Annotated in this window: 18 protein-coding genes; 14 read left to right on the top strand and 4 right to left on the bottom strand. The window is 56.3% G+C overall.

The window, feature by feature from the left end:
• The first annotated feature begins 7 nt into the window (after nucleotides 1-7).
• The 5 genes from LWH94_RS07635 to LWH94_RS07655 all read left to right on the top strand — a co-directional run bounded on the left by LWH94_RS07635 (nucleotide 8) and on the right by LWH94_RS07655 (nucleotide 6,650).
• Entirely contained in the window at nucleotides 8-1,192 is a 1,185-nt protein-coding gene (locus LWH94_RS07635) for an acetyl-CoA C-acyltransferase (RefSeq protein WP_232901767.1), read from the top strand.
• A gap of 15 nt (nucleotides 1,193-1,207) precedes the next feature.
• Nucleotides 1,208-3,010: an acyl-CoA dehydrogenase gene (locus tag LWH94_RS07640; RefSeq protein ID WP_232901768.1), complete on the top strand. Its 1,803-nt coding sequence runs from the start codon at nucleotides 1,208-1,210 to the stop codon at nucleotides 3,008-3,010.
• A 49-nt stretch (nucleotides 3,011-3,059) separates the two neighbouring features.
• On the top strand, nucleotides 3,060-4,166 hold the full coding sequence (locus LWH94_RS07645) for a zinc-binding dehydrogenase (RefSeq protein ID WP_232901769.1): 1,107 nt from the start codon (nucleotides 3,060-3,062) through the stop codon (nucleotides 4,164-4,166).
• 9 nt (nucleotides 4,167-4,175) lie between these two features.
• Complete coding sequence (locus LWH94_RS07650) at nucleotides 4,176-5,591, top strand: aldehyde dehydrogenase family protein (protein ID WP_232901770.1); 1,416 nt, start codon at nucleotides 4,176-4,178, stop codon at nucleotides 5,589-5,591.
• Between the two features lie 84 nt (nucleotides 5,592-5,675).
• On the top strand, nucleotides 5,676-6,650 hold the full coding sequence (locus LWH94_RS07655; RefSeq protein WP_332875481.1) for an NAD(P)H-dependent flavin oxidoreductase: 975 nt from the start codon (nucleotides 5,676-5,678) through the stop codon (nucleotides 6,648-6,650).
• A gap of 43 nt (nucleotides 6,651-6,693) precedes the next feature.
• Here the strand turns inward: LWH94_RS07655 and LWH94_RS07660 are convergent, their stop codons facing one another.
• Together LWH94_RS07660 and LWH94_RS07665 are read right to left on the bottom strand one after the other, a co-directional pair.
• A complete protein-coding gene (locus tag LWH94_RS07660; protein ID WP_232901771.1) occupies nucleotides 6,694-8,691 on the bottom strand; it encodes a TRAP transporter permease in 1,998 nt (665 codons plus the stop codon).
• An 83-nt stretch (nucleotides 8,692-8,774) separates the two neighbouring features.
• On the bottom strand, nucleotides 8,775-9,929 hold the full coding sequence (locus LWH94_RS07665; protein WP_058342396.1) for a TAXI family TRAP transporter solute-binding subunit: 1,155 nt from the start codon (nucleotides 9,927-9,929) through the stop codon (nucleotides 8,775-8,777).
• Between the two features lie 287 nt (nucleotides 9,930-10,216).
• Here LWH94_RS07665 and LWH94_RS07670 point away from each other — a divergent pair, with 287 nt between their 5' ends.
• From LWH94_RS07670 to LWH94_RS07705, 8 genes are all read left to right on the top strand, one after another.
• Nucleotides 10,217-11,374 carry an acyl-CoA dehydrogenase family protein gene (locus LWH94_RS07670; RefSeq protein WP_199457891.1) on the top strand — a complete coding sequence of 386 codons (1,158 nt, stop codon included), beginning with the start codon at nucleotides 10,217-10,219 and terminating at the stop codon, nucleotides 11,372-11,374.
• Between the two features lie 18 nt (nucleotides 11,375-11,392).
• Nucleotides 11,393-12,616 carry a CaiB/BaiF CoA transferase family protein gene (locus LWH94_RS07675; protein ID WP_058342398.1) on the top strand — a complete coding sequence of 408 codons (1,224 nt, stop codon included), beginning with the start codon at nucleotides 11,393-11,395 and terminating at the stop codon, nucleotides 12,614-12,616.
• Nucleotides 12,617-12,701: 85 nt separating this feature from the next.
• Nucleotides 12,702-14,801, top strand: coding sequence for a 3-hydroxyacyl-CoA dehydrogenase NAD-binding domain-containing protein (locus LWH94_RS07680; protein ID WP_199457893.1), 2,100 nt, complete (start codon nucleotides 12,702-12,704; stop codon nucleotides 14,799-14,801).
• A 33-nt stretch (nucleotides 14,802-14,834) separates the two neighbouring features.
• Complete coding sequence (locus LWH94_RS07685; RefSeq protein WP_199457894.1) at nucleotides 14,835-15,614, top strand: IclR family transcriptional regulator domain-containing protein; 780 nt, start codon at nucleotides 14,835-14,837, stop codon at nucleotides 15,612-15,614.
• 229 nt (nucleotides 15,615-15,843) lie between these two features.
• Nucleotides 15,844-16,836: a Bug family tripartite tricarboxylate transporter substrate binding protein gene (locus LWH94_RS07690; RefSeq protein WP_199457918.1), complete on the top strand. Its 993-nt coding sequence runs from the start codon at nucleotides 15,844-15,846 to the stop codon at nucleotides 16,834-16,836.
• A gap of 80 nt (nucleotides 16,837-16,916) precedes the next feature.
• Nucleotides 16,917-17,447, top strand: coding sequence for a tripartite tricarboxylate transporter TctB family protein (locus LWH94_RS07695; protein WP_232901772.1), 531 nt, complete (start codon nucleotides 16,917-16,919; stop codon nucleotides 17,445-17,447).
• A gap of 80 nt (nucleotides 17,448-17,527) precedes the next feature.
• Nucleotides 17,528-18,997 carry a tripartite tricarboxylate transporter permease gene (locus LWH94_RS07700; protein WP_232901773.1) on the top strand — a complete coding sequence of 490 codons (1,470 nt, stop codon included), beginning with the start codon at nucleotides 17,528-17,530 and terminating at the stop codon, nucleotides 18,995-18,997.
• A gap of 157 nt (nucleotides 18,998-19,154) precedes the next feature.
• Nucleotides 19,155-20,486: a hypothetical protein gene (locus tag LWH94_RS07705; RefSeq protein WP_232901774.1), complete on the top strand. Its 1,332-nt coding sequence runs from the start codon at nucleotides 19,155-19,157 to the stop codon at nucleotides 20,484-20,486.
• 2 nt (nucleotides 20,487-20,488) lie between these two features.
• Here the strand turns inward: LWH94_RS07705 and LWH94_RS07710 are convergent, their stop codons facing one another.
• Nucleotides 20,489-21,910, bottom strand: coding sequence for an NAD-dependent succinate-semialdehyde dehydrogenase (locus tag LWH94_RS07710; protein ID WP_232901775.1), 1,422 nt, complete (start codon nucleotides 21,908-21,910; stop codon nucleotides 20,489-20,491).
• Nucleotides 21,911-21,935: 25 nt separating this feature from the next.
• Complete coding sequence (locus LWH94_RS07715; RefSeq protein ID WP_232901776.1) at nucleotides 21,936-22,670, bottom strand: TrmH family RNA methyltransferase; 735 nt, start codon at nucleotides 22,668-22,670, stop codon at nucleotides 21,936-21,938.
• A 145-nt stretch (nucleotides 22,671-22,815) separates the two neighbouring features.
• On the opposite strand from LWH94_RS07715, the gene rlmE reads away from it, so the two are divergent.
• On the top strand, nucleotides 22,816-23,439 hold the full coding sequence (gene rlmE, locus LWH94_RS07720; protein WP_022989570.1) for a 23S rRNA (uridine(2552)-2'-O)-methyltransferase RlmE: 624 nt from the start codon (nucleotides 22,816-22,818) through the stop codon (nucleotides 23,437-23,439).
• The last annotated feature ends 280 nt before the right edge of the window (nucleotides 23,440-23,719 follow it).

The raw sequence follows: 23,719 nt of genomic DNA on the forward strand, positions 1-23,719 counted from the left end.
TCATCTTATGTCTGATGCTGTCATCGTTTCGACCGCGCGTACCGGCCTTGGCAAGTCCTATCGTGGTGCCCTGAACAACACGCACAGTGTTGATCTGGCCGGGCACGTTATCCAGCACGCCGTTGAGCGTGCAGGAATCGACCCTGCCATCGTTGAAGATGTCATTCTGGGCGCAACCTTTCACGAAGGTTGTCAGGGCAAGAACATGGCACGCCTGGCGGCTATTCGTGCCGGGCTCCCGGTAACCACGGCCGGGCTGTCAATTAACCGGTTCTGCAGCTCCGGCCTGCAATCCATTGCTATTGCTGCGCAGCGCGTGATGTCGGAGAAGGTACCTGCCATCGTGGCTGGTGGCGTAGAGTCCATCTCCCTGGTTCAGAACGACAAACTTAATGGCTTCCGTGCTACTAACGAATGGCTGATGAAGAACAAGCCGGAACTGTACCTGTCGATGATCGAAACGGCCGATATTGTCGCCCAGCGTTACAACGTAAGCCGTGAAGCGCAGGATGAGTACGCACTGGTTTCCCAGCAGCGCACCGCCGCGGCCCAGCAGTCCGGCAAGTTTGACGACGAAATTGTGCCTTTTGACGCCACTATGCTGGTTAAAGACAAAGAAACCGGTGAAGTGAGCGAAAAACAGGTAACCCTGGACCGGGACGAGTGCAACCGCCCGAATACTACATTGGAAGGGTTGGCGTCACTGGACGCGGTACGTGGCCCGGGCCAGTTTGTTACTGCGGGCAACGCCAGCCAGCTTTCTGATGGCGCCTCCGTCTGTACGGTCATGGACAGCACCTATGCCGAAAAGCATAACATCGAGCCCATGGGCATTTTCCGTGGTTTTGCTGTTGCGGGCTGTGAGCCGGACGAAATGGGCATCGGCCCGGTGTTTGCTGTTCCACGCCTGCTTGCCCGTAACGGCCTGACCATGGACGACATTGACCTGTGGGAGCTGAACGAAGCCTTTGCATCCCAGGTGGTCTACTGCCGCGACCGTCTGGGTATTCCGATGGAAAAACTGAACGTGAATGGCGGCTCTATTTCTGTGGGTCACCCCTATGGTGTGAGCGGTTCCCGCCTTACCGGCCATGCCCTGATTGAAGGCAAGCGCCGGGGTGCCAAATATGTGGTGGTCACCATGTGCATTGGCGGCGGTCAGGGCGCAGCCGGCCTGTTCGAAGTGGTATAAACGGAGAGCGCCGTCATGCAGCAGAAAATCGTAAGTACCCGGGACCTGGCTTTCCAGCTTTATGAACTTCATGAAGTAGAGAAGGTGCTCAGATTTGAGCGCTATCAGGACCATAGTCGTGAAACGCTGCAGGCGGCGCTGGACCTGGCGCTGAAAGTTGCCACAGAGGAGTTCGCACCCCATGCTCGCTTGGTGGATGAAGAAGAGCCGACCTTCGAGAATGGCCGTGTGCACATGCGCCCGGAAGTTCACAAGGCGCTGGACGTACTGAAAAGTACTGGTCTGATGGCGGCCAGTCAGGACTACGAGCGCGGTGGCATGCAGCTGCCCAGTGCGGTTGCCCAGATGTGTGTGGGGATGCTCAAAGGAGCCAACGTAGGGACTCAGGGCTACGCCGGGCTAACTATTGCGGCAGCTAACCTGATTCTCGCCCATGGCTCCGACGAGCAGAAAAGCCGCTACGCCGAGCCGATGCTGGCTGGGCGTTTTTTCGGCACCATGTGCCTGACCGAGCCCCATGCAGGTTCCTCTCTGGGAGATCTGCGCACTCGCGCGGAGCCACAGGCGGATGGCAGTTATAGGTTATTTGGTAACAAGATCTACATCTCCGGTGGTGATCACGAGCTGAGCGAGAACATCATTCATATGGTACTCGCGCGTTTACCTGGGGCCCCGGCCGGCGTAAAAGGAATTTCCCTGTTTCTGGTGCCGAAGGTCCTGGTTAACGAAGATGGCTCTTTGGGCGAGCGCAACGATGTCGCCCTGGCTGGCCTGATTCACAAAATGGGATACCGTGGCACGACGTCTACCATGTTGAACTTTGGTGAGGCAGCGGGGGCGGTCGGGTATCTGGTTGGCTCGCCCCACCAGGGCCTGGCTGCCATGTTCCACATGATGAACGAAGCCCGGATTGGTGTTGGTCTGGGTTCGGTGATGCTGGGTTACACCGGCTATCTTCATGCCCTTGAGTATGCCCGCGAGCGGCAGCAAGGGCGTCCGGTTGGAGAAAAGGATCCGGAGAGCCCCCAGGTGCCTCTGATCCGCCATGCTGATATCCGGCGCATGCTGCTGGCCCAGAAGGCCTATGTGGAAGGTGGGCTGGCGCTCTGTCTGCAGGGTGCAGTATTGGTGGACGAGAAGAAGTTTGCGGAAACTGGCGAGCAGCGTGAGCTTGCCGCCGGGCTGCTCGACTTGCTCACGCCAGTGATCAAGTCCTGGCCTTCCCGTTATTGTCTCGAAGCTAACAGTCTGGCAATTCAGGTGCATGGTGGCTACGGCTACACCCGGGAATATCCGGTAGAACAGTTCTACAGGGATAACCGGCTTAACCCGATCCACGAGGGCACCCATGGTATTCAGGGCATGGACCTGCTTGGCCGCAAGGTTTCCATGGCCGATGGCCGGTATTACCGCGAACTGGTGCGCAGGATTGAAGCCACTATTGCCGAGGCCCGCAAGCAGGAACGGCTGGCTTCTAATGCCGGGCTGCTTGAGCGGTCCCTGTCAGCAATGGTTGAAGCTACCCGGGTGATCAATGAGGTAAAGGCCTCCGGTGACAAGGAAAAAGCACTGGCAAATGCCACTCTGTACCTGGACGCCTTCGGGCAGGTGGTTGTCGGCTGGCTCTGGGTGCGACAGGCCTTGAAAGCCCTTGTCGGACTAGGCGGGGCCGGTGAGCAGACGGAGGGCTTCTATCAGGGTAAGTTGCGCGCCTGCGATTATTTCTGCCGGTACGAATTGCCCGGAGTGGTTGCAACGGCTGAGTTGCTGCAATCGGTGGACTCAACGGCACTGGATATGTTTGACGAGGCATTCTGACGGGCCTCGCCAACTCTGAATCAACACAAAAACAACAGGAGTCAGGGTAATGGACAGACAAGCAAAGGCGGTGGTCTGCCGGGAGTGGGGCAAGCCGGTACAGGTCGAACAGATTACGGTGGACGGACCAAAACGGGGCGAGATAACCATCAAGGTTGCCGCCTGCGGCGTGTGCCACAGCGACCTTTCAGCCACCACTGGAAAGATTCAGTATCCACCGCCATTGGTGCTGGGCCACGAGGCGGCCGGTGTGGTGGTTGAAGTTGGCGAGGGTGTGGAAGGCTTCAGTGAAGGCGACCACGTTGTTAGTTCGTTTATCTCAATGTGCGGCAAGTGCCGCCAGTGTGTGCGTGGCCATCCGGTTCTGTGTGAAAACGCCCGCAAGGCGATGTTTACACTGCCCGATGGAACCGTTCGAACCCGCGACAGTCAGGGGGAGCACTTGAATGTGTTCGGCGCCTGCGGCGTGATGGCGGAGTATGCAACCCTGCATGTGGATAACTGCGTGAAGGTTGCAGAGGATGTGCCACTACAGAACGCCGCATTGGTGGGCTGTGCCGTGATGACCGGTGTGGGTGCTGTATTTAATACTGCCGGGCTGGAGCCGGGTTCCAGGGCTGCGGTGTTCGGTATTGGCGGTGTTGGCCTGAACGCCGTTCAGGGCTGCGCAACCGCCGGTGCCGAAATGATTGTGGCGGTGGACAACAACCCGAAAAAGCTTGCCATGGCGCGGGAATTCGGTGCCACCCACACGATTGACCTCAACGAAGTGGATGATGCCGCCAAAGCCATCAGAAAACTGACCGGCGGCGTGGATTACGCCTTTGAGTGCGTTGGTGCAGGTGCTGTGGTTGAGCAAGCCTATAAGTCTCTCGGGCGCGGTGGTACCGCTGTCGTGGTAGGGGTCGCTGACCCGAAAGACAAAACCTCGATTACTACGCTCACCCTGCCTGCCGACGAGCGCACCCTGAAGGGCAGCTGGCTGGGTTCAGCCCGGCCGCAACACGATTTCCCGCGGCTTCTAGGTTTGTACCGTGCGGGTAAGCTTAAACTCGATGAGCTGATCACCCAGACTTACTCCATAGATGAAGCTGTTCAGGCCTTTGACGACATGATCTCCGGCAAGAACGCGCGTGGCGTGATTGTCTTCGACTGAGGGAAAAACATGAAGACTCTGAACAAGAACTACATCAATGGTAGCTGGGTCGACTGGAACGGCGACATGGCGGATGTGCATGAAGCTGCCAACGGCGACGTGATTGCCCGGGTGCCCATGTCCGATCCGGGACAGATGGAGCTGGCAATTGCCGCTGCGCATGCAGCATTTGAGGTCTGGTCTGAAAGTTCTGTAGAGCAAAGGGTGAACGTGCTTGGCCAGCTGCATGCTGGACTCAAGCAAAGGGCACCGGAAATTGCGGAAGCGGTCAGCCGGGAAGTGGGCATGCCACTGAAGCTTGCCACGGCAATCCAGGCTGGCCTGCCGGCAACTGTAACCAAGACCTATACCGATATGTTGCCGGAGTTTCCGTTCGTTGAGCAGTCTGGTAACTCGGAAGTGCAATATGCGCCGGTCGGGGTGGTGGGCTGTATTACGCCCTGGAACTACCCGCTGCATCAGATCATTCTGAAGGTAGTACCCGCGATTGCTGCCGGCTGCACTGTTGTGCTGAAGCCCTCTGAGATTGCGCCGCAGGCAGCCTTTATCCTCGCTGACATTCTGGATGAAACCGACCTGCCGGCGGGTGTGTTCAACATGGTATGCGGGGCCGGGCAAACCGTTGGTGAAACCCTGATCCGGCATCCGGATGTGCGCATGCTGTCATTCACCGGCTCCACCCGCACCGGTCATGCCATTGCCCATGCCGCTGCGGATGACTTCAAGAGGATTGCGCTGGAAATGGGCGGCAAATCGGCATCGGTTGTTTTATCGGACGCTGACCTGGAAGCCGCAGTAAAAGGCACAGTGAGCAACTGCCTGCTCAACTCCGGACAAACCTGCACCGCCCTGACCCGGCTGCTGGTGCCCGCCGATCGCCATGACGAGGCGTGCAAGCTGGCGGCTGCAGCCGCGGACCGAATGACTCCGGGTAACCCGCTGGATGAAACTACCCGTTTGGGCCCCTTGGCCTCTTCGCAACAGCGGGACCGGGTGGTGGATTACATCCGGCTCGGTGTTGCCGAAGGCGCAACCCTGATGGCCGGCGGTCCGGATTCGCCGGACGGTCTGGACAAGGGATACTTTGTACAGGCAACCGTCTTTGGCAATGTAGATCCGAACAGCACAATCGCTCAGGAAGAAATATTCGGCCCCGTGCTGTGCGTGATCCCCTACAGCGATGAGGCCGAAGCCTTGCGTATTGCCAATGGCACAGCCTATGGGCTGTCCGGAGCAGTCTGGTCGGCAGATCAGGAAAGGGCGAAGGCCTTTGCTGCAAAGCTCCGGACCGGTCAGGTGTCCGTGAACGGTGGCGGCTTTAACCCGCTGGCTCCCTTTGGTGGCTTTGGCCATTCCGGTATCGGACGGGAGTTCGGCAAGTGGGGGCTTGAGGAGTTTCTGGAAGTTCGCTCGCTGCAGCTGTAATCGCAAGACAACGAAGGAGCCGCAGCAGCGGCTCCTTCACGTTTAAGGGCCGGAAATGTTTATCAACAACAAAAGAGTGATGCCGTGAAAACACGAATTACGGAATTATTTGGAATCGAGCACCCGATCGTACAGGGTGGCATGCACAACGTAGGCTTTGCCGAACTGGCATCGGCGGTATCCAATGCCGGTGGTCTGGGCATGATTACCGCCCTGACCCAGCCTACGCCTGAACATCTCGCCAGTGAAATCGCCCGCTGCCAGCAGATGACGGATAAACCCTTCGGCGTAAACCTGACCTTCCTGCCTTCCTTCAATGCGCCGCCTTACCCCGAGTACATTGACGTTATCATCCGCAGTGGTGTCAAGGCGGTTGAAACCGCCGGCCGCAGCCCCGAGCAGTACATGGAGCAGTTGAAGGCTGCGGGTATCAAGGTTATCCACAAGTGCACATCTGTTCGCCACGCTTTGAAGGCCGAGCGAATCGGTTGTGATGCCGTCAGTGTGGACGGCTTTGAATGCGGCGGCCATCCCGGTGAGGATGATGTGCCAAACTTCATCCTGCTGCCCCGTGCGGCTGAAGAGCTGACGATACCCTTTATTGCGTCAGGTGGAATGGCCGATGGCCGGAGCCTGGTAGCGGCCATGGCATTGGGTGCCGAAGGCATGAATATGGGCACCCGTTTTCTGGCCACCAAAGAAGCGCCGGTTCATGAGAACGTGAAACAGGCAATTGTGAAAGCCAATGAACTACAGACCCGGCTGATCATGCGTAACCTGAAGAACACCGAGCGGGTGATGGATAACGCAGCCGTGCGGGAAATCATCCGGATTGAGAGTGAAAAGGGTGACCAGGAAACCATTGACGATATCCGTCACCTTGTCACAGGTGCAAAGGGTAAGCTGGTGCTGCAGGAAGGCAAGATGGATGAAGCCGCCTGGAGTTGTGGCATGGTTGTTGGGCTGATTAATGATATCCCTTCCTGCGATGAGCTGGTCAGCAGAATCATGGCCGAGGCCGAAGGGATTGTGCGCCAGAGACTTGCCGGCTTTTTGTAAATGAATAGCCCGGAGGGTGCATCACCCTCCGGGCAGGACCGTCTCAGGCCAGAGCCTTTTCCCTTCTTTCGTAGCTCTTGTGCGTCAGTGCGGCGGCGATGACCGCAGGAATGATCAACGCAGCACTAATAAGAGACAATTCCAGATTGGTCAGCGGAACCGGTCCGCCACCGGGGATGGCAAGGATCATGCCACCGGCAATGAGTCCCAGCCGGATTGGCCATTGCAACAGCTTGCTTGCTGCCAGAGAGCCTACCCCGATCAGCCAGCCTTGCATGGCCGATGCTATCAACGTTACCCCGATCAGTGCTTGTGCAATCACCAGGAGAATCTCGCTCCAGGTGCCCTGAAAGATCAGCGCCGGATTAAGCACAAACAGGAACGGGATAAAGTAGATCACGCTGCCCAGCCGCATGGCTTCCACACCGGTTTTCATTGCGTTGGAGCCGGCAACCGTTGCAGCGGCAAAGGCGCCCAGGGCAACCGGTGGGGTGATGAAACTGAGCATGCCCCAGTAAAGGATGAACAGGTGAACGGCCAGGGGATCCATGCCGCCGCCGTTTATTAGGGCCGGTGCCAGCGCAACCGCCAGGAAAATATAGGCAGCTGTAACTGTCATGCCGATGCCGAGCACAAAGCTGGTCAGTGCTCCCATCAACAGCAGTACCAGGGTGTTGCCACCGGCCAGGTAGATAAGGTCATTGGCAATAGTGCCTGACAGCCCGGTAACCGACAGTGCACCTACCAGCAAGCCAACACCGGTGAGGATCGCGATCAGCTCTGCAAACAGCTTCCCTGACTCTGCGAAGAAGTCCTTCACGTCTTGCCACTTCCAGCGCTGGTAGGGCAGTACCTGGTTGATCACCAGCAAGAGAACCGTTGCAAAGAATGGTGCCGTGGCCTCTCGTCGCAGGAAGAACAGCATCCAGATCAGCAGGGCAAACACGAAGATGAAGTACCAGCCTTCCTTTAATGTTTGCTTGAGCGATGGTAATTCACTGGCGGGCAGGCCCTGAAGCTTGTTGCGGGCAGCATAGGCATCAATCTGGATAAACAGGCCGAGGAAATACAGTACGGAGGGCACGACTGCCGCCAGTGCAATGGTGCCGTAGGGAATGTTCAGGAACGCGGCCATGATGAACGCGGTGGCACCCATAACCGGTGGCATCAGAACGCCGCCTGTAGAAGCACAGGCTTCTACGCCGGCTGCGTAGGAACGGCTGAAGCCGACTCGGCGCATTGCCGGAATTGACATCACTCCGGTTGTCATCACATTAGTGATTACGCTGCCGCTCATGGATCCCATGAGGCCGCTGGAGAAAACCGCAACCTTTGCCGGTCCGCCCCGAACATGGCCCAGCAATGCGAAGGCCAGGTTGATAAAGAAACGACCGCCGCCGGTTTTCTGCAGGGCGACGCCAAACAGAAGGAAGCCGATCACGATGTTGGCAAAGGCTTGCAAGGGCACGCCCATGATGCCTTCTCGACTCATGGCCATGTAGATAGCGGTCTGGTCGGGGGCAGATGGAAAGCCCTGGATGGGGCCCGGCAGCTTGTCTGCAAATATCGGGTACAGGCTGGCGACACCGACAATCATGGCAATCGGCAGGCCGCCGGCCCGGCGAATGGCTTCGATGACAGTAACCCAGAACAGGAAGCTGAACACTACGGCGTATTGTGGTGCCGCGTATTCCCAGCCGTAATCCAGAATAGTTTCCGCGTTGTAGACAAAGAACCCGCAGATAACCGAGGCGGCAAGGAACAGGATGATGTCGTACCAGGGAACCTTGTTCCGGGAAGCGTGGCGTGACATTGGCCAAAGCAGAAAAACCAGCGGTAGCATAAGTGCCACCACCACATAGAAAAACTGGCTTTCCACTTTGGTAACAATATTGATCAGCTGCAAATTGAACAGGTAGTCAATCGTCAGCAGTGTCAGGACAAGAGTTGCAACCCTGGGGATCCATGGCCATCCGCCGGAAAGCCGCCGGATGCCGCTGACGTTTTCTTTCGATGGTTCAGTATTGTGTGTTTCAGACATGCAGTAAGACTCCTGAAAGAACTCCGGTGTAACAGACCCCTTGTCTTTACACCGGAATCAGGTTTCAACAAGGACAGCAGGTTTTACCGGAATACCGGATTCATGCCAGCCGCTTGAAGTGCTTCTGCCCGCGCCGTCATCCAGCCCTTTTTGAAGGCTTCCTTGTCGGCAGGCGGGTTGGCCTTGGTGTAGCTCTCCCAGGTGTCCAGGAGGATATTCTGGCGCTGTACCAGCATGTCCTGGTGCTGTTGCATATCTTCCGTCCAGTGGCCGATTTCCTTGTAGTAGTCGACGACCACATCATGCAGCGGGATGACCCAGTTGAGATTCTGGTTCTCCAGCGCATAGCCTGCATTGCCCGGTGCGGAGTCCTTGTACTTGTCGTAATCCTCGGTGAAGACACGAATCAGCCCGTCCACCAGTTTTTTATCGGCATCGGCGTTGGCGATGATGATGGGGTAGGGATAGCTGGAACCAATCCAAGGCTCATCCTTGCTGATGCCGGCGCCGGAAGTAACCCGGTGCGGTTGGAAATAGGGAGCCACGGAGCGCAGTCGCTCCCAGCCCTCGGTGTCCTCAGGATCAAGCTCCAGCCAGGATATACCGCGCGGGCTGGCGGAAAGCTGTTGTGGACCGCCGGCGACAGAAACGGTAAATGCGGTATCGCTTTGATTGGCAACAATGCCTTCAAAGGCCCTGCCGTATCCCGGGAAGTCTACCCGCTCCACGTCATCCCAGGTGAGGTCGCCAAAGGCCAGCATGGCTTCGGTGCCGAGGTTCAGGGCATCGTCACCACGAATGTAGGAAATGCGTTTGCCCTTGAGGTCATAGGGGGTTTCTACGCCGATATCGCCGGCTACAGCAATGCTCAGGCCAAAACTGGCAATGGAGGTGGTAATAACCCGAACCGGCTGCGGCCCCCAGTTGTCCTCGGAGAACATCAGTACGCCTTCGGCGGCGTAATAAGCGGCAATGCCACAGGAACAAACCGGTACGCGCCCGGTTCTGAGTGGTGTCATCCGGGAAACGTCGTTCTCGCCGGGCAGGATCCGCAGGGATACGCCGTACTCATTACGTAGCAGGTTGCCGATAGAAACCATCTGGCTATAGCCGGCCGAACTGGTGCCATAGGCGGTCATCCCGATGGTTTGTGGCAGATCAACATTTCCTGCAGCCCAGGCAGTGGTTGCACTGCATGCAAGAAGTGCGGATACGATCTTGGTTTTTGTTTTGTTCATAGAGCCATCCTGTTTTATGTTTATTATTTCGCTGTGCAAAATATAATTCTGCAGTAAATTCTAGTGTAGGCCGCTGCTTGTCGGCGTGTCAATTCAGACTATGGGCTGGTTTGTTCGCTGTGTACTGGTGCCCGGTCTACAGCCAGGTGGTCGACATTCGGCTTGATTGCGGGCAAAGAATGTGTGACATTTGTCCTCACGAATCGAAAATCGAACGCCATGACCGATTATCGAACAAAGTTGTTCGAGGCTGGCGTTCCGCTACCTGAAATTCAGTGGAGGCCGGCATGGCACTTGATAAAGATACTTTGAATCAGTTTGTGGATAGCGTCAGGCGGTATGTCCGTGAGCGCTTGGTTCCCCTGGAAATGCAGGTTGCAGAGGAGGACCGGATTCCGGAAGAAGTTATCGACGAAATGAAAGATATGGGGCTGTTCGGCCTGTCTATCCCCGAGGAATTCGGTGGCCTCGGGCTGACCATGTCTGAAGAGGTCGCGGTGGTTCAGGAAATGGGTTACACCTCGCCGGTTTTCCGCTCCATGTTTGGTACCAACGTGGGAATCGGTTCGCAAGGCATCATTATTGACGGAACTCCGGAACAGAAAGCCCACTACCTGCCGAAGATGGCCAGCGGCGAACTGATCGGCTCGTTTGCCCTGACCGAGCCGGATGCCGGTTCCGATGCGGGCTCCGTTTCCACCATGGCGCGCCGCGACGGTGACGAATACGTGATCAACGGCACCAAGCGCTACATTACCAATGCGCCCCGTGCGGGAGTCTTTACGGTCATGGCGCGTACCGGAACCAAAGAGGAAGGTGGTCGTGGCGTTTCAGCCTTTCTGGTTGATGCCGACCTGCCGGGCATTACTCTCGGTAAGCCCGACAAGAAAATGGGGCAGAAAGGTTCTCACACCTGCGATGTGATTTTTGACAACGTGCGTGTGCCTGCGACTGCGCTGATCGGTGGTAAAGAAGGCCAGGGTTTCAAGACAGCCATGAAGGTGCTGGACCGGGGCCGTCTGCACATCAGCGCGTTGAGCGTCGGCACCGCAAAACGTTTGATTGAGGAAAGCGTTAATTATTCCAGCCAGCGCAAACAGTTTGGAACCGAGATTGCCAATTTCCAGCTGGTTCAGGCGATGCTCGCAGACAGCCAGATGGAATACTATGCCGGCAAATGCATGGTGGAAGAAGCCGCAAGATCCTATGATGCGGGTGAGCCGGTGTCGATGAATGCCTCTTGCTGCAAGCTGTTCTGTACGGAAATGGTCGGACGCGTTGCAGACCGCGCGGTGCAGGTTCATGGCGGTGCAGGTTACATTGGTGAGTACTGTGTCGAGCGCTTCTACCGCGATGTTCGTCTGTTCAGGCTGTATGAGGGAACTTCCCAGATCCAGCAGCTGGTCATTGCCAAGCACCTCATTCGTAACGCGCAGAACGCTTGATACATCGGGGAGATTGAGATGTCAGGTCCATTATCAGGCATTCGTGTACTGGATTTGTCCCGTGTTATGGCGGGGCCCTGGAGCACCCAGATCATGGCGGATCTGGGGGCCGAGGTTATCAAGGTTGAGCGCCCGAAGCTCGGTGACGACACTCGCCATTGGGGCCCCCCCTGGCTGAAAGACAAAGACGGCAATCCGACAAAGCAGTCTGCCTACTTTTTGTCTGCAAACCGGGGTAAGCACTCGGTTACGATTGATCTTGGCAGCGAAGAGGGGCAACAGCTGGTCCGTGAACTGGCGGCGGACTGCGATATTCTGGTTGAGAACTTCAAAACGGGCGGGCTCGCCAAGAAAGGCCTGGGCTATGACGATCTGGCCAAGGTGAATCCGGGGTTGATCTATTGTTCAATCACCGGCTTCGGCCAGACCGGCCCAATGGCCAGTTACCCCGGCTATGACTACCTGGTGCAGGCGCAGGCCGGGTTGATGAGTATCACCGGCGTTGCCGACGGCAACCCGGGTGCCGGCCCTCAGCGAGTTGGCATGGCGGTAGCTGACCTGACCACCGGGATGAACGCAACGATTGCCATCCTGTCGGCACTCCATCATCGCTCGAAGACGGGTGAAGGCCAGTACATTGATATGGCTCTGCTTGACGTGCAGGTTAGCTGGCTGGCAAACCAGGCCCTCAACTATTTCTGCAGTGGTGATGTGCCAACCCGGACCGGTGAATACCACCCGAACCTAACGCCTTATCAGCCATTCCCTACCAGTGATGGGCAGATAATTATCGCCGTGGGTAACGACGGCCAGTTCAGGCGTTTGTGTGATGTTCTGGGGTGTCCGGAACTGTCTGAAGATCCGCGCTTTGAGACCAACCCCCAGCGGGTTGCTCATCGGCCGGAACTTGTCGGTAAAATCTGCGAACGCACCCGCACCGGAACCAGTCGTGACTGGATGGAAAAACTGGTTGCTGTGGGCGTGCCCTGCGGCCCGATTCAGGATATTGCAGCGGTATTCGAAGACCCTCAGGTTCAGGCGCGCAATATGAAGATCGAGCTGGAACATCCGGCTATTGGCCCGGTTCCGGGGATTGCAAACCCGATCAAGTTCTCCAAAACCAGGCAGGCCTACCAGAAGGCGCCTCCGCTGCTTGGAGAAGACACTGCTGCGGTGTTGAACAGGGTGCTAGGGAAGTCAGACGATGATATCAAGGCGTTGCGCGACAAAGGCGTAATCTAGCCGGTATTGAGGTGTTCTGTAGAGCCGAACCGCGTTCCCGATAGTGCGGGATCGGCTCTTTTTTTATCAGAAGAGGAAATTCCGTATGTTGGTTACTTATGAGCTGGTTGGTGACTTCGGCGTTATTACCATCAATAACCCACCGGTAAATGCCCTGTCGCAAAAAGTGCGTGAGGGCGTGATGAGCGCCATTACAAACGCTCAGACGGACAACTCAAAGGCCATTGTCCTGATCTGTGAGGGCCGAACCTTTGTGGCCGGAGCGGATATCAAGGAGTTTGGAAAACCGCCTATGGCTCCCTCCCTGCCGGAAGTGAACGAAGCCATTGAGTCTTCCGCAAAGCCTGTTATTGCCGCCTTACACGGCACGGCTCTGGGTGGCGGCTTTGAGCTGGCGCTCAGCTGTCACTATCGTTGCGCGCTGAATACGGCGGCTGTGGGCCTGCCGGAAGTTAATCTGGGTATCTTGCCTGGAGCCGGTGGCACACAGCGTTTGCCCAGACTGGTCGGCGTGGAAACGGCCCTGGATGTTATTACCTCTGGTAAGCGAGTGGCTGCGCCGAAAGCTCTGGAGCTGGGCATGATTGACCGTGTGGTTGAGGAGCCCCTGCAGGATTCGGCCCTGGCATATGCTCAATCCCTTCTGGAAGAGGGCGCGCCGCTGCGCCGGGTCAGAGACCTGGAGGTGCCTGCTGCCGAAAGCGATGCAGATGTCTTCGAAGTATGGCGCAAGAACATGGCCAAGCGCCGGCGTGGGCAGGTTGCTCCGCAGAAGATTGTTGATTGTGTGGAAGCGGCGGTCTCGAAACCCTTTGAGGACGGTCTGCAGTTCGAAAGGGCGAGTTTTGTTGAGTGTGTCGGCTCTGACCAGGCGGCCGCCATGCGACATATGTTCTTTGCCGAGCGCAAGGCCGCAGTTGTTGAAGACCTTAACGAAAATGCAAAGGCGAAACCCATCAACCGTGTTGGCATTATCGGTGCCGGCACCATGGGTGGTGGCATCGCAATGACCTTTGCCAATGCCGGAATCCCGGTAACGCTGTTGGAGCTTAACCAGGAGGCGCTGGATCGTGGCCTTGCGATGATCAGCAAGAACTACGGCATCACGGTCAGTAAGGGCAAGATGTCGCAGGAGGCGGCGGATAAACGTCAGGCCCTGATTACTGGCAGCACGAGCTATGACAGCCTGGCCGATGTCGATCTGGTTATCGAAGCCGTGTTTGAAAGCATGGATGTGAAACGGCAGGTTTTCGGTGAGCTTGACCGCGTGTGTAAGCCCGGGGCCATTCTTGCCTCAAATACCTCTTACCTTGATGTGAACGAAATCGCTGCCTGTACTTCGCGCCCGCAGGACGTGGTCGGGCTGCACTTTTTCAGCCCGGCGAATGTGATGCGCCTGCTGGAGGTGGTTCGCGCCGACGCCACATCTGAGGATGTGATTGCGACCTCTATGGCGCTGGGCAAGAAAATTGGTAAGGTGCCGGTTCTGGCTCGGGTGTGTTACGGCTTCATCGGCAACCGGATGCTGCGCCCCTATGCGCGGGAAGCCCAGCTGTCGATGATTGAGGGGGCGTCACCTGAGCAGATTGACGGTGTTCTCACGCGCTTTGGTATGGCCATGGGGCCACTTGCGGTTGGTGACCTTGCCGGCCTGGATATCGGCTATAAGGCCCGTCAGGCCCTGACTCCTGAGCAAAAAGGCGACCCCCGCAGCTATTGCATTGCTGATGCGCTTGTCGAGATGGGACGTTTGGGGCAGAAATCCGGAGCGGGATACTACCGCTACGACCCAGAGACCCGGGCCAGGTCTTCGGATCCAGAGGTTCTGGAAGTAATTGAAGCGCAGGCCAGGGCCCACGGCGTGCAGCGCCGGACCATGACTGATCAGGAAATTCTTGACCGGCACCTGATGGCACTGATTAACGAGGGTTTCCACATTCTCGGTGAAGGAATAGCGCAACGGCCCAGTGACATTGATGTAGTTTATGTGAATGGCTACGGCTTCCCGGTATTCCGCGGTGGCCCCATGTTCACGGCAAGCCAGATGGGGCTCAGGGAAGTGTACGACTGCATCTGTGCGCTGCGTGACAAAACCGGGGCGGATTACTGGCAGCCAGCTCCTTTGCTGGAACAACTGGCTCTTGAAGGGAAAACACTGGATAGTTGGAGCGCCAATAAGGGGTGATGTTGTTTTACCTCAGCTTTACGGAACGTTTTCATGACTGATCAAAACAAGGATATGTCAGGAGCTGACAAGGAGTTTCTGACGACTTTTGCGCGCGGGCTGGAAGTTATCCGATCCTTTGATACGGAAAACCCGTCCATGACGTTGTCTGCGGTTGCCGAGAAAAACGGGTTGTCCAGAGCGGCAGCCCGGCGTTTTTTGTTGACTCTGCAGAAACTGGGTTATGTGTCTCTGGAGGACAAAAAGTTCAGGTTGACGGCCAAGGTGCTGGAGCTTGGATATGCCTACCTTGCGTCATTGGACTTCTCGGAAACCATAACCCCCCACCTGGAAAAGGTTGCGTACGAGTTGGGTGAATCCTGCTCTGCGCTCGTTCTGGATGGGGCAGACATCGTCTATGTGGCTCGTATTCCGCGCAGGGGCCTGATTCCGATCAATCTGCAGATTGGTGCGAGGTTGCCGGCCTATGCCACTTCCGGTGGTCGCGTTCTGATGGCGTATTTGCAGAAGCCAGAACTGGAGGCGGTGTTCGAAAAGTCTCGTTTTGAGAAGCATACACCGAATACCAAGGGGCCGGACGAACTGAGAGTGGAGCTTGAAAGGGTTCGAGAGCAAGGGTACGCGATCGTAGACCAGGAGCTGGAGTTGGGTATGCGTGCTGTGGCAGTCCCTGTAATTGACCGGAGGGGGCAGGTGCGGTTTGCGCTTAACTCCAGCAGCCATGTCAGTTCTGTCACCCTGGAGCGAATCGTTGATGAGTATGTGCCGATAATGAAGGCGGCTGCTCGTAACATAGCGGCCGTGTTGCCCTGAAGTTGTTCATGCCCGGAGCCGGTGTACTTGATACCGGCCTCGGCGTTTTCCTTTCCCCTGTCTTTTTTGCCTCTTTGCATCAGCCCGTCTATTGGTCGTATTACCCTCAATTGATCAGATTTTGTTCGTAAAAGTACTTGCACGAACAAGCGTATTATGTGAAATTGGCGTTCGACAATACGAACATATGTTCGATAATCGAACCAGAGATAAGCAGGACAATGACAAGATGATTAGTACATCAACTAGACTGTTCAAATCCGCGGTTGTTGCAGCCGTTGCATCTGTCACTATTGCCATGACTGGAGTTGCGCATGGCAAAGAGTGGCCGAGTGATAACATTCGCCTGGTCGTACCGTATTCGGCTGGCGGCACTACAGATCTGCTCTCCCGTAAGGTGGCAGACCTGCTTCAGAAAGAACTCACCACCGTTGTTGTCGAGAATCGTCCAGGTGCGGGCTCCACTGTTGCAACAGCACAGCTGGCACGTGGCGGCCGTGGCTCTGATCATATGCTGGTGATGGCATCCCCGGGGCACACCATCGGCGCGTCGATTTATCCCAACCTTCGCTATGACCCGGTTGAGGATTTCGTGTTCATTCGTAATGTCATCGACATCCCGAACGTGATGGTTGTGCCGGCAAGCAGTCCCTATAACTCTGTTGCAGAGTTCGTTGCTGCGGCACGTGAAGGGCAGTTGTCGTTCAGTTCCCCAGGCATCGGCAGCTCGATCCATATGTCTGGTGAGCTGTTCAAGAACCTGACCCAGGCTAACCTGATTCACGTCCCTTTCCGGGGTTCAGGCGAAGCACTGCCGGCGCTGTTGGCAGGGGATGTAGACGTGGCCTTTGAAAATATGCCGACGGTTTACCCCCATATCCAATCCGGAAAGCTCAAGGCCCTGGCGGTAACCACTGCTGAGCGTTCAGAATTCCTGCCGGAGGTACCTACGCTGCAGGAAGTTGGTTCTGAATTTGGTCTTGGCGATTACGTGACTTCGGCCTGGTTTGGCCTGATTGCTCACAAATCGCTCCCCGAGGAAGCGCAGGCGAAGCTTGAGGCTGCGCTCGAGAAAATTGTTGAAAGCGAAAACTTTAAAAGCTTCTTGCCGCAGTTTGGTGCGGTAGCAGGTAAAGAGGTTGGTGACGAGTTTCGTGCCTTCGTTGCTGACGAGCTTGAAAAGTGGGCAGACGTTGCTGAGAAGGCAAACCTGAAACGCTGATCAATCTTGCGCTGGGCGGGACCGGTTTGACAGGCCGGCCCGCCTTTTCTTTATCAACGAATACTGTCGAGAGTTTTATCATGGCTATCTCCGAGAACCAGAGTGCCGATACGCCGGCAACTCATTACGGCCGACTCAATCCGAATACAATCGTGGGTGCGGTATTCTTTATTCTGGCCTTGGTTTTTCTTTATTACATCATCCCCAGCTACATTTCAGCGCCTCCGTTCATGCAGCACCCGCTGCTGTCGCCGCGATTCTTGCCGCAGGTTGCCGGCTGGTCAGTGCTGGTTCTGTCTCTTGTGCTGATGGTCTCCGGCCTTCGAGTTCCGCCCGAGCGAGAGCCTGGAGATGAGCTTCGCCGAGGCGTGTCTTTTGTACGTCAGGCCTTGATGGTAGCGGCAGGTGTTGTCTACGCGTTTTTCTTTGAGCAGTTGGGTGCCATCGGCAGTGGTGTGCTTGCCTGCGTGTTGCTGTTTTTGGCCAGTGGCCTGCGTAATCCGCTGATCTATCTGCTCGCGATCGCCTTTCCGGTGCTTGTGACCATGTTGTTCATTTACCTGCTGAATGTGCCCCTGCCTGTTGGGGAGCTGTGGGAAGCCTGGTTCTGAAGCCAGCAAAAACTCGTTAAGTATGCGCAGGCTCCGGTCAGTTGGGGCGGGCGTTGGTCCAAAAGCTTTGGGTGCCAGAGATGGAAAATTTTTCAGAAGTTATGTCGCTCTTTCTGAGCGTTGATAATTTTATAGCGATAGCTGTCGGCGTTCTGATTGGCGTTGTGGTGGGTGCCATCCCCGGGTTGACGGCAACTATGGCGGTTGCGCTCGCCCTGCCGTTTACCTTCTCCATGGAGCCGGTGACCGCGATCCTTCTGTTGGTCGGTATTTATAAGGGCGGAATGTATGGTGGTTCGATTACTGCGATATTGATTCGTACCCCGGGTTCTCCGGCCTCGGCCTGTACCTTGCTTGATGGCTACCCGATGGCTCAGCAAGGCAAGGCTAAGAAGGCGCTGAAAACGGCGTTGTATTCATCGGTGGTTGCCGATGTGATTTCCAACGTGGCGTTGATTTTCTTTGCCGCCTACCTGGCGAAGATTGCGCTGAATTTCGGGCCACCGGAGTATTTCTGGCTGATCTGCTTCTCCCTGACCATTATTGTTTCGGTTTCAGGCAATTCTGTTGTCAAAGGGCTCATTGCAGCGTTTCTGGGTATTATCGTCTCCACCATCGGGCTGGATGCGGTATACGGCACGCAGCGCCTGACTTTTGATAACTACAACCTGATGGACCGGGTGTCGTTCATACCGTTGCTCATCGGGTTGTTTGCAATACCGGAAGTTATCGATTTTTACACGTCCAAGGTTGCTCCACACATACGTACCGCGGTTACGGGTGCGTCTCTGACCTGGAAAGAGTTTAAAGCGTCTCTGAAGACCATTGTCCGGGGCAGCATTATTGGTGTAATCATTGGTGCTATCCCGGGAACGGGAGCCACGTCTGCCGCGTTTATCTCATACAGCGAAGCCAAGCGGACATCCCCCAGAAAGGATAACTTCGGCAAAGGTGAGGTTGAGGGTGTTGCGGCAGCCGAGGCCGGTAACAACGGCGTTGCCGGTGCTACCCTGATTCCGTTGCTGTCGCTGGGGATTCCCGGGGACGTTATTACCGCCATTATTCTCGGCGCCTTCATGATTCACGGGCTGACTCCGGGGCCGGTGCTGTTCCAGGAAAACCTGACGCTGGTTTATGCTCTGTTCTGTGGGATTCTGGTGAGCTCTGTGGTTCTGCTGGTAGTGGGTAATGCGGCTATCAAATATTTTTCCCTGATTGCTGATATCCCTAAAACCATTTTGCTGCCGATCGTTTTGATGTTCTGTATTTACGGCGCCTATGCGGTCAACAACAGTACCTTTGATATCGGCTTGATGCTGGCATTTGGCATTCTTGGCTTTGTGTTCAATCGCACTGGTATTGCTGCCGCCCCGTTTCTCATCGGTTTTATTCTGGGTCCCATGTTCGAGGACAACCTGCGCCGGACCATCCTGATCAGTAAGGGTGACCCGTCGGTGTTCTTCCGTGGTCCGATTACCTGGGTATTTGTTCTTCTGACCGTTGCCTCGCTGGCGTTCGCAATTCGTCGGTACTGGGTAAGCCGTAGCTGATGGATGTGCCTCTGTGTTTCAGCCGGGGGATGGGCTGAAGCGCCGGGGTTTAGTGTTGACCCTCCTTTATACCGCCAGACTTTGAACAGGAGTCTCGGCGGTCTTTTTTTGCAGGCAATGTTTTTAACAACAATATGAACGTGCGGGTGATACGAGGATGACAGCGTTTCTGCGACCAGACGGGTTGGCCAGCTACCGGACGGTTCTGACTTATCTGGCACTTCTGGCCGGTGTATTCACTTTTCTGCCAGGCTTCAGTTATCTGACAACCGCGCTGGCGTGCCTGGCTATTGTGCTTGGCTGGGCCAATCTGAGAATGGTCGCTCGGGTGATTTTCAGCCTGATCCTGATTCTTGGGGGGCTCGCGCTTGCGATAGAGCCGGTCGCACTCGAGCGGGCATCCGGCAACATGGCGAGGATCGGTGCACTAATCATCACCGTGATGCTGTTGTCTGCCGTTCTGGCCCAGTCGAATGATATAAAAATCATTTCCAGAAGTTTGTTTAGCGGCCGGCCTGCCCATCGCTACCTGGGCGTGACCACTGGCACCGCCGTTTTGTCGGTGCCGCTGAATTTTGGCGCCGTGGGCGTTATTGCCACCATGATTGGTGTTCAGATCAGGGAAAGGGGCGACAGTGGGCTGGCAAGAAATGCCGCCAGAGCGGTGGTGCGCGGATTTGGGGCATCGCCCATGGCATCGCCTCTGTCTATTGCGATTGTCATGGTGGTGACGTTTCTGCCCGGGCTTTCCAGCTGGAAGCTGATTGCAGCCTCCCTGCCGTTTGCTGCTTTGTATCTTGTCGCCGGCGCTGTGTTCCGGGAGCAGGAGGCCCCGGAGAGTAAGGTTGTGGTAGGCGCTGTTGAGGGAGCGGGGCCAGCCTGGGTCCGATTCCTGAGTACTATCGCGCTGATATGTCTTGGTGCATTTGCCCTCACCAGTCTAGCCGGTCTGATTTATTCCCAGGCGGTGACGCTCAGTTGCCTGACCGCAGTCGTTCTGGGGTTGCTGTACCGCCGTATTCAGGACGGCAAGCTTTTCATACCGTCGCTGGCGATGATGAACAATGAGTTGGCGATTATGGGGGGCTCGTCTTTTCTGGGGGGTGTGATTGGCACCTTCGCCCTGAACTGGATGGGTTCAGACTTCTCGCTGCCGGTGTGGGCTTATCCACTGGTAGCCATGTTGGTGCCCTGGCTGTTTTTTGCCGGCGGTGCCGTCGGTGTCAATCCGATCATTTCCGGTACTTTGTCGGGCAGTATTCTCGGCCCGATATGGCCCGATTACGGGTTACTGGCGCTGGGGTTCGGCATTGTGACTGGATGGGGAATTACCATTGCCGGCACGCCGTTTTCGGCTAACGCGCTGCTGCTGGAGCGTTGTACCGGTTACAACACCCGGGTTGCTGCCTATGACTGGAGCTTCAGGTATTCAGTGATATCTCTGGCGGTTTCCAGCCTGATTTGTGGCGTCCTTGCCCTGCCTTTTTAGGCTCAGATGGCAAGCCCGCCAAGCTTGGTTTCCAGATATTCCTCAATGCCTTCCTGGGCGCCTTCACGGCCAAGGCCACTGTTCTTCATTCCGCCAAATGGCGCGGCGGCGCTGGTGGGATTGATATCGTTAATGCCGATAATGCCGAAGTCCAGCGCCTCAAATGCCCGCATGGAGGTGGCCAGGTTGTTGCTATAGATATAAGCCGCCAGGCCATAGTCTGTGTCGTTTGCCATGGCAATAACGTCGTCTTCCGAGCGATAGGTAATCACGGGCGCAACCGGCCCGAAGGTTTCTTCCCGATAGATCTTCATGTTTGCTGTTACGCCGGACAACACCGTGGGTGCGTAGAAGTGGCCACCGGATAACCCGTTATCGGTCAGACGGTGACCGCCGGTTTCAGCTTTGGCGCCTCGGGCAAGGGCGTTCTGAACCTGGTCGTCCACTTTCTGAATGGCCGCTTCGTTAATCAGCGGGCCAATGCCAACGCCGTCACTCATACCGTTACCCGCAACAAGTCGGCTGGCGCGGTTGCTCAGTTCCATGATAAAGGGTTCGGCATGGTCTTCATGCACGAATATCCGGTTTGGGCTGATGCAGGCCTGGCCGGTATTGAGAAACTTGACCAGAGACAGGCCCTTGGCCGCATGCACCGGGTCTGCATCGGGGAATACGATGGCCGGGGCATGGCCGCCGAGCTCCATTGAGACTCGCTTCATGTTGGCGGCCGCTAATCCATTTAGCATTTTTCCAACGGGAGTAGAGCCGGTGAATGTGAGCTTTCGGACGCGCGGGTCTGTACAGAAGGCTTCGCCAACCCGGGCGGGGTTCTCAACCGTAATCAGATTTATTACCCCCGGTGGAAAGCCGGCTTCCTCAAAGATTTCCATCATGGCCGCGGCACACAAAGGCGTGCTTTCGGCGGGTTTGAGAACGACGGTGCAGCCGGCGGCCAGGGCAGGAGCAAGCTTGCGGGTAATCATCGAAATAGGGTAATTCCAGGGCGTAATTGCGCCAACAACGCCCACTGGGGATTTCTGCACCAGGAAACGCTGATTCTCGCGGGCCGAGGGAATGATCTGTCCGTACATGCGCTTGGCTTCTTCTGCAAACCACAGCAGGAAGTCTGCGCCGTATTGTACTTCGTTCAGGGAAGCTTTCAGGGGTTTGCCCTGTTCGCGGGTCATCAGCTCTGCCAGTGAGCGCTTCTGGCGGATCATTAGCTCCCAGGCCCGGTAAAGTAGCTGCGAGCGTTCATGGGCCATTGTTTTTCGCCACGCCCGGAATGCCTGGTCGGCGGCGGCGATGGCCGATTCGATATCCTGGTCGGTGCAGTCTGGCACCCGTCCTATGGTCTCGCCGGTTGCCGGGTTGGTAACGATGAAATCCGGTCGGTCTTTAATCCAATTTCCATTGATGTACATGAGCGGTAGCTCCAGGGGGTTCTATTTAAGGCAATGTCCGATTCAACTCATAAACCACCATATTCACCGCCGAAGCAAGATTCAGAGACTCCACCGCAGCCGCGCCGGGGATGGTGAAGCGCCCGGCGCCCAGGCTGGTCAGGGCCTCTTCCGGTACACCCCGGGCTTCGTTGCCAAAAAGATAGCAGTCGTGGCTCTGGAAGCCTGGGCTGGTGATTGGCTCTCCGCCAATGTCCAGGCAGGCAATGCGGGGATAACGGCTGGGGAGTGTGTTCAGGTTTACATCGGTTTCCAGCGGAACATGGAAGATGGCGCCCATGCTGGCGCGCACAACTTTCGGGTTATAGGGGTCGACACTACCGGGGCTGAGCAGGCAGCGCATGCCGCCAAACCAGGCCAGGGTGCGCAGGATCGTGCCCAGGTTTCCAGGATCCTGAACCTCATGTAGATAGACCGCTTTCCCGCCGGCTGTTGATGTACCTGCCTTATCAGAGGGAAGCGGTGCCACGGCAAGAATGCCTTGCGGAGTTTTGGTGTCAGCCAGTTGAGCCATCTGGCGGTCGCTGATGATGGTTTTTGGCCAGGGGCTGGGCCAATGTTCATAGCTGCTGGTGACAAACAGCTTGGTCTGTTGCCAGTGCGGGTTTTCGGCGGCGGCTTTTTCCAGCTCCAGTACCAGGTGCTCCCCTTCCACCAGGAAGTGGCCCAGCGACTGGCGATACTTTTTCTGGTGAAGTTTCTTGATGTCATCCAGTTTCACGGCCGGGTTCCTGCATTGGGTAGCGGTTGCAACAGTGGCGTCATTGTACTGTTGCCCCCTTGTATTGTCAGGCTCGGCGGCTTTTGCGGTAGTGAGGGTGGCCGCGTACAATGCAGTCTTTCCCGCAGTAGACAGAAGACACCCCATGGCCCGTTCCAAAAGCAGTAACCGGTGGCTCGAAGAGCACGTCAACGATCCCTTTGTGAAGCAGGCGCAAGTGGATGGCTATCGATCCCGTGCCAGTTACAAACTCCTGGAGATTAACGACAAAGACCGGCTGATCCAGCCTAATATGCTCGTGGTTGACCTGGGCTCCGCCCCGGGCGGCTGGTCTCAGGTTGCAGCGAAGCTGGTAGGTCACAAGGGTCGAGTGGTGGCCTCGGACATACTGCCCATGGATGCCATTGCGGGTGTTGAATTTATCCAGGGTGATTTCACTGAGCAGGAGGTGTTTGACCAGATCATGGCCGTACTCGACGGCACCCGTGCCGATGTGGTCATCTCCGATATGGCACCCAATATCAGCGGCGTGAATGCGGCAGACCAGGCCGCGTCCATGTATCTGGTAGAGCTGGCGCTGGATATGGCGTGCCAGGTGCTCAAACCTAAAGGCAGCTTTGTGGCCAAGGTGTTTCACGGCGAAGGCTATGACGAATATGTGAAGGCCGTGCGTGCCGTATTCGATAAAGTAGTCGTGCGCAAGCCGGATTCTTCCAGGGCCCGGTCCCGGGAAGTGTACCTGGTGGCGAAGGGGTTTCGGGGTAACTGAGGCTGAGTCAGTTCGAATTTTGCACATTTCGTACAAGGGTTGGGCAGTTCTGGTTGTCCTGATAGCGGGAAACCGAAATAAAGAAAAATAATTTGGGAATCGGCGTTGACAGTCTCGGAGAAGAATGTAGAATTCGCCTCCTCGTTGAGCAACACAGCTCAAACGCTCTTTAACAAGTTAACCAAGTAATTCGTGTGGGCGCTGGCCGAGGTATTTCGGATACGAAATATCAGGACAGTGACTCGTCGAAAATTGAGTTTTGTCTTGAGCAAGAATTAAG

This window comes from Marinobacter sp. G11 (genome assembly GCF_021282325.1).
Taxonomy (GTDB): domain Bacteria; phylum Pseudomonadota; class Gammaproteobacteria; order Pseudomonadales; family Oleiphilaceae; genus Marinobacter; species Marinobacter vinifirmus.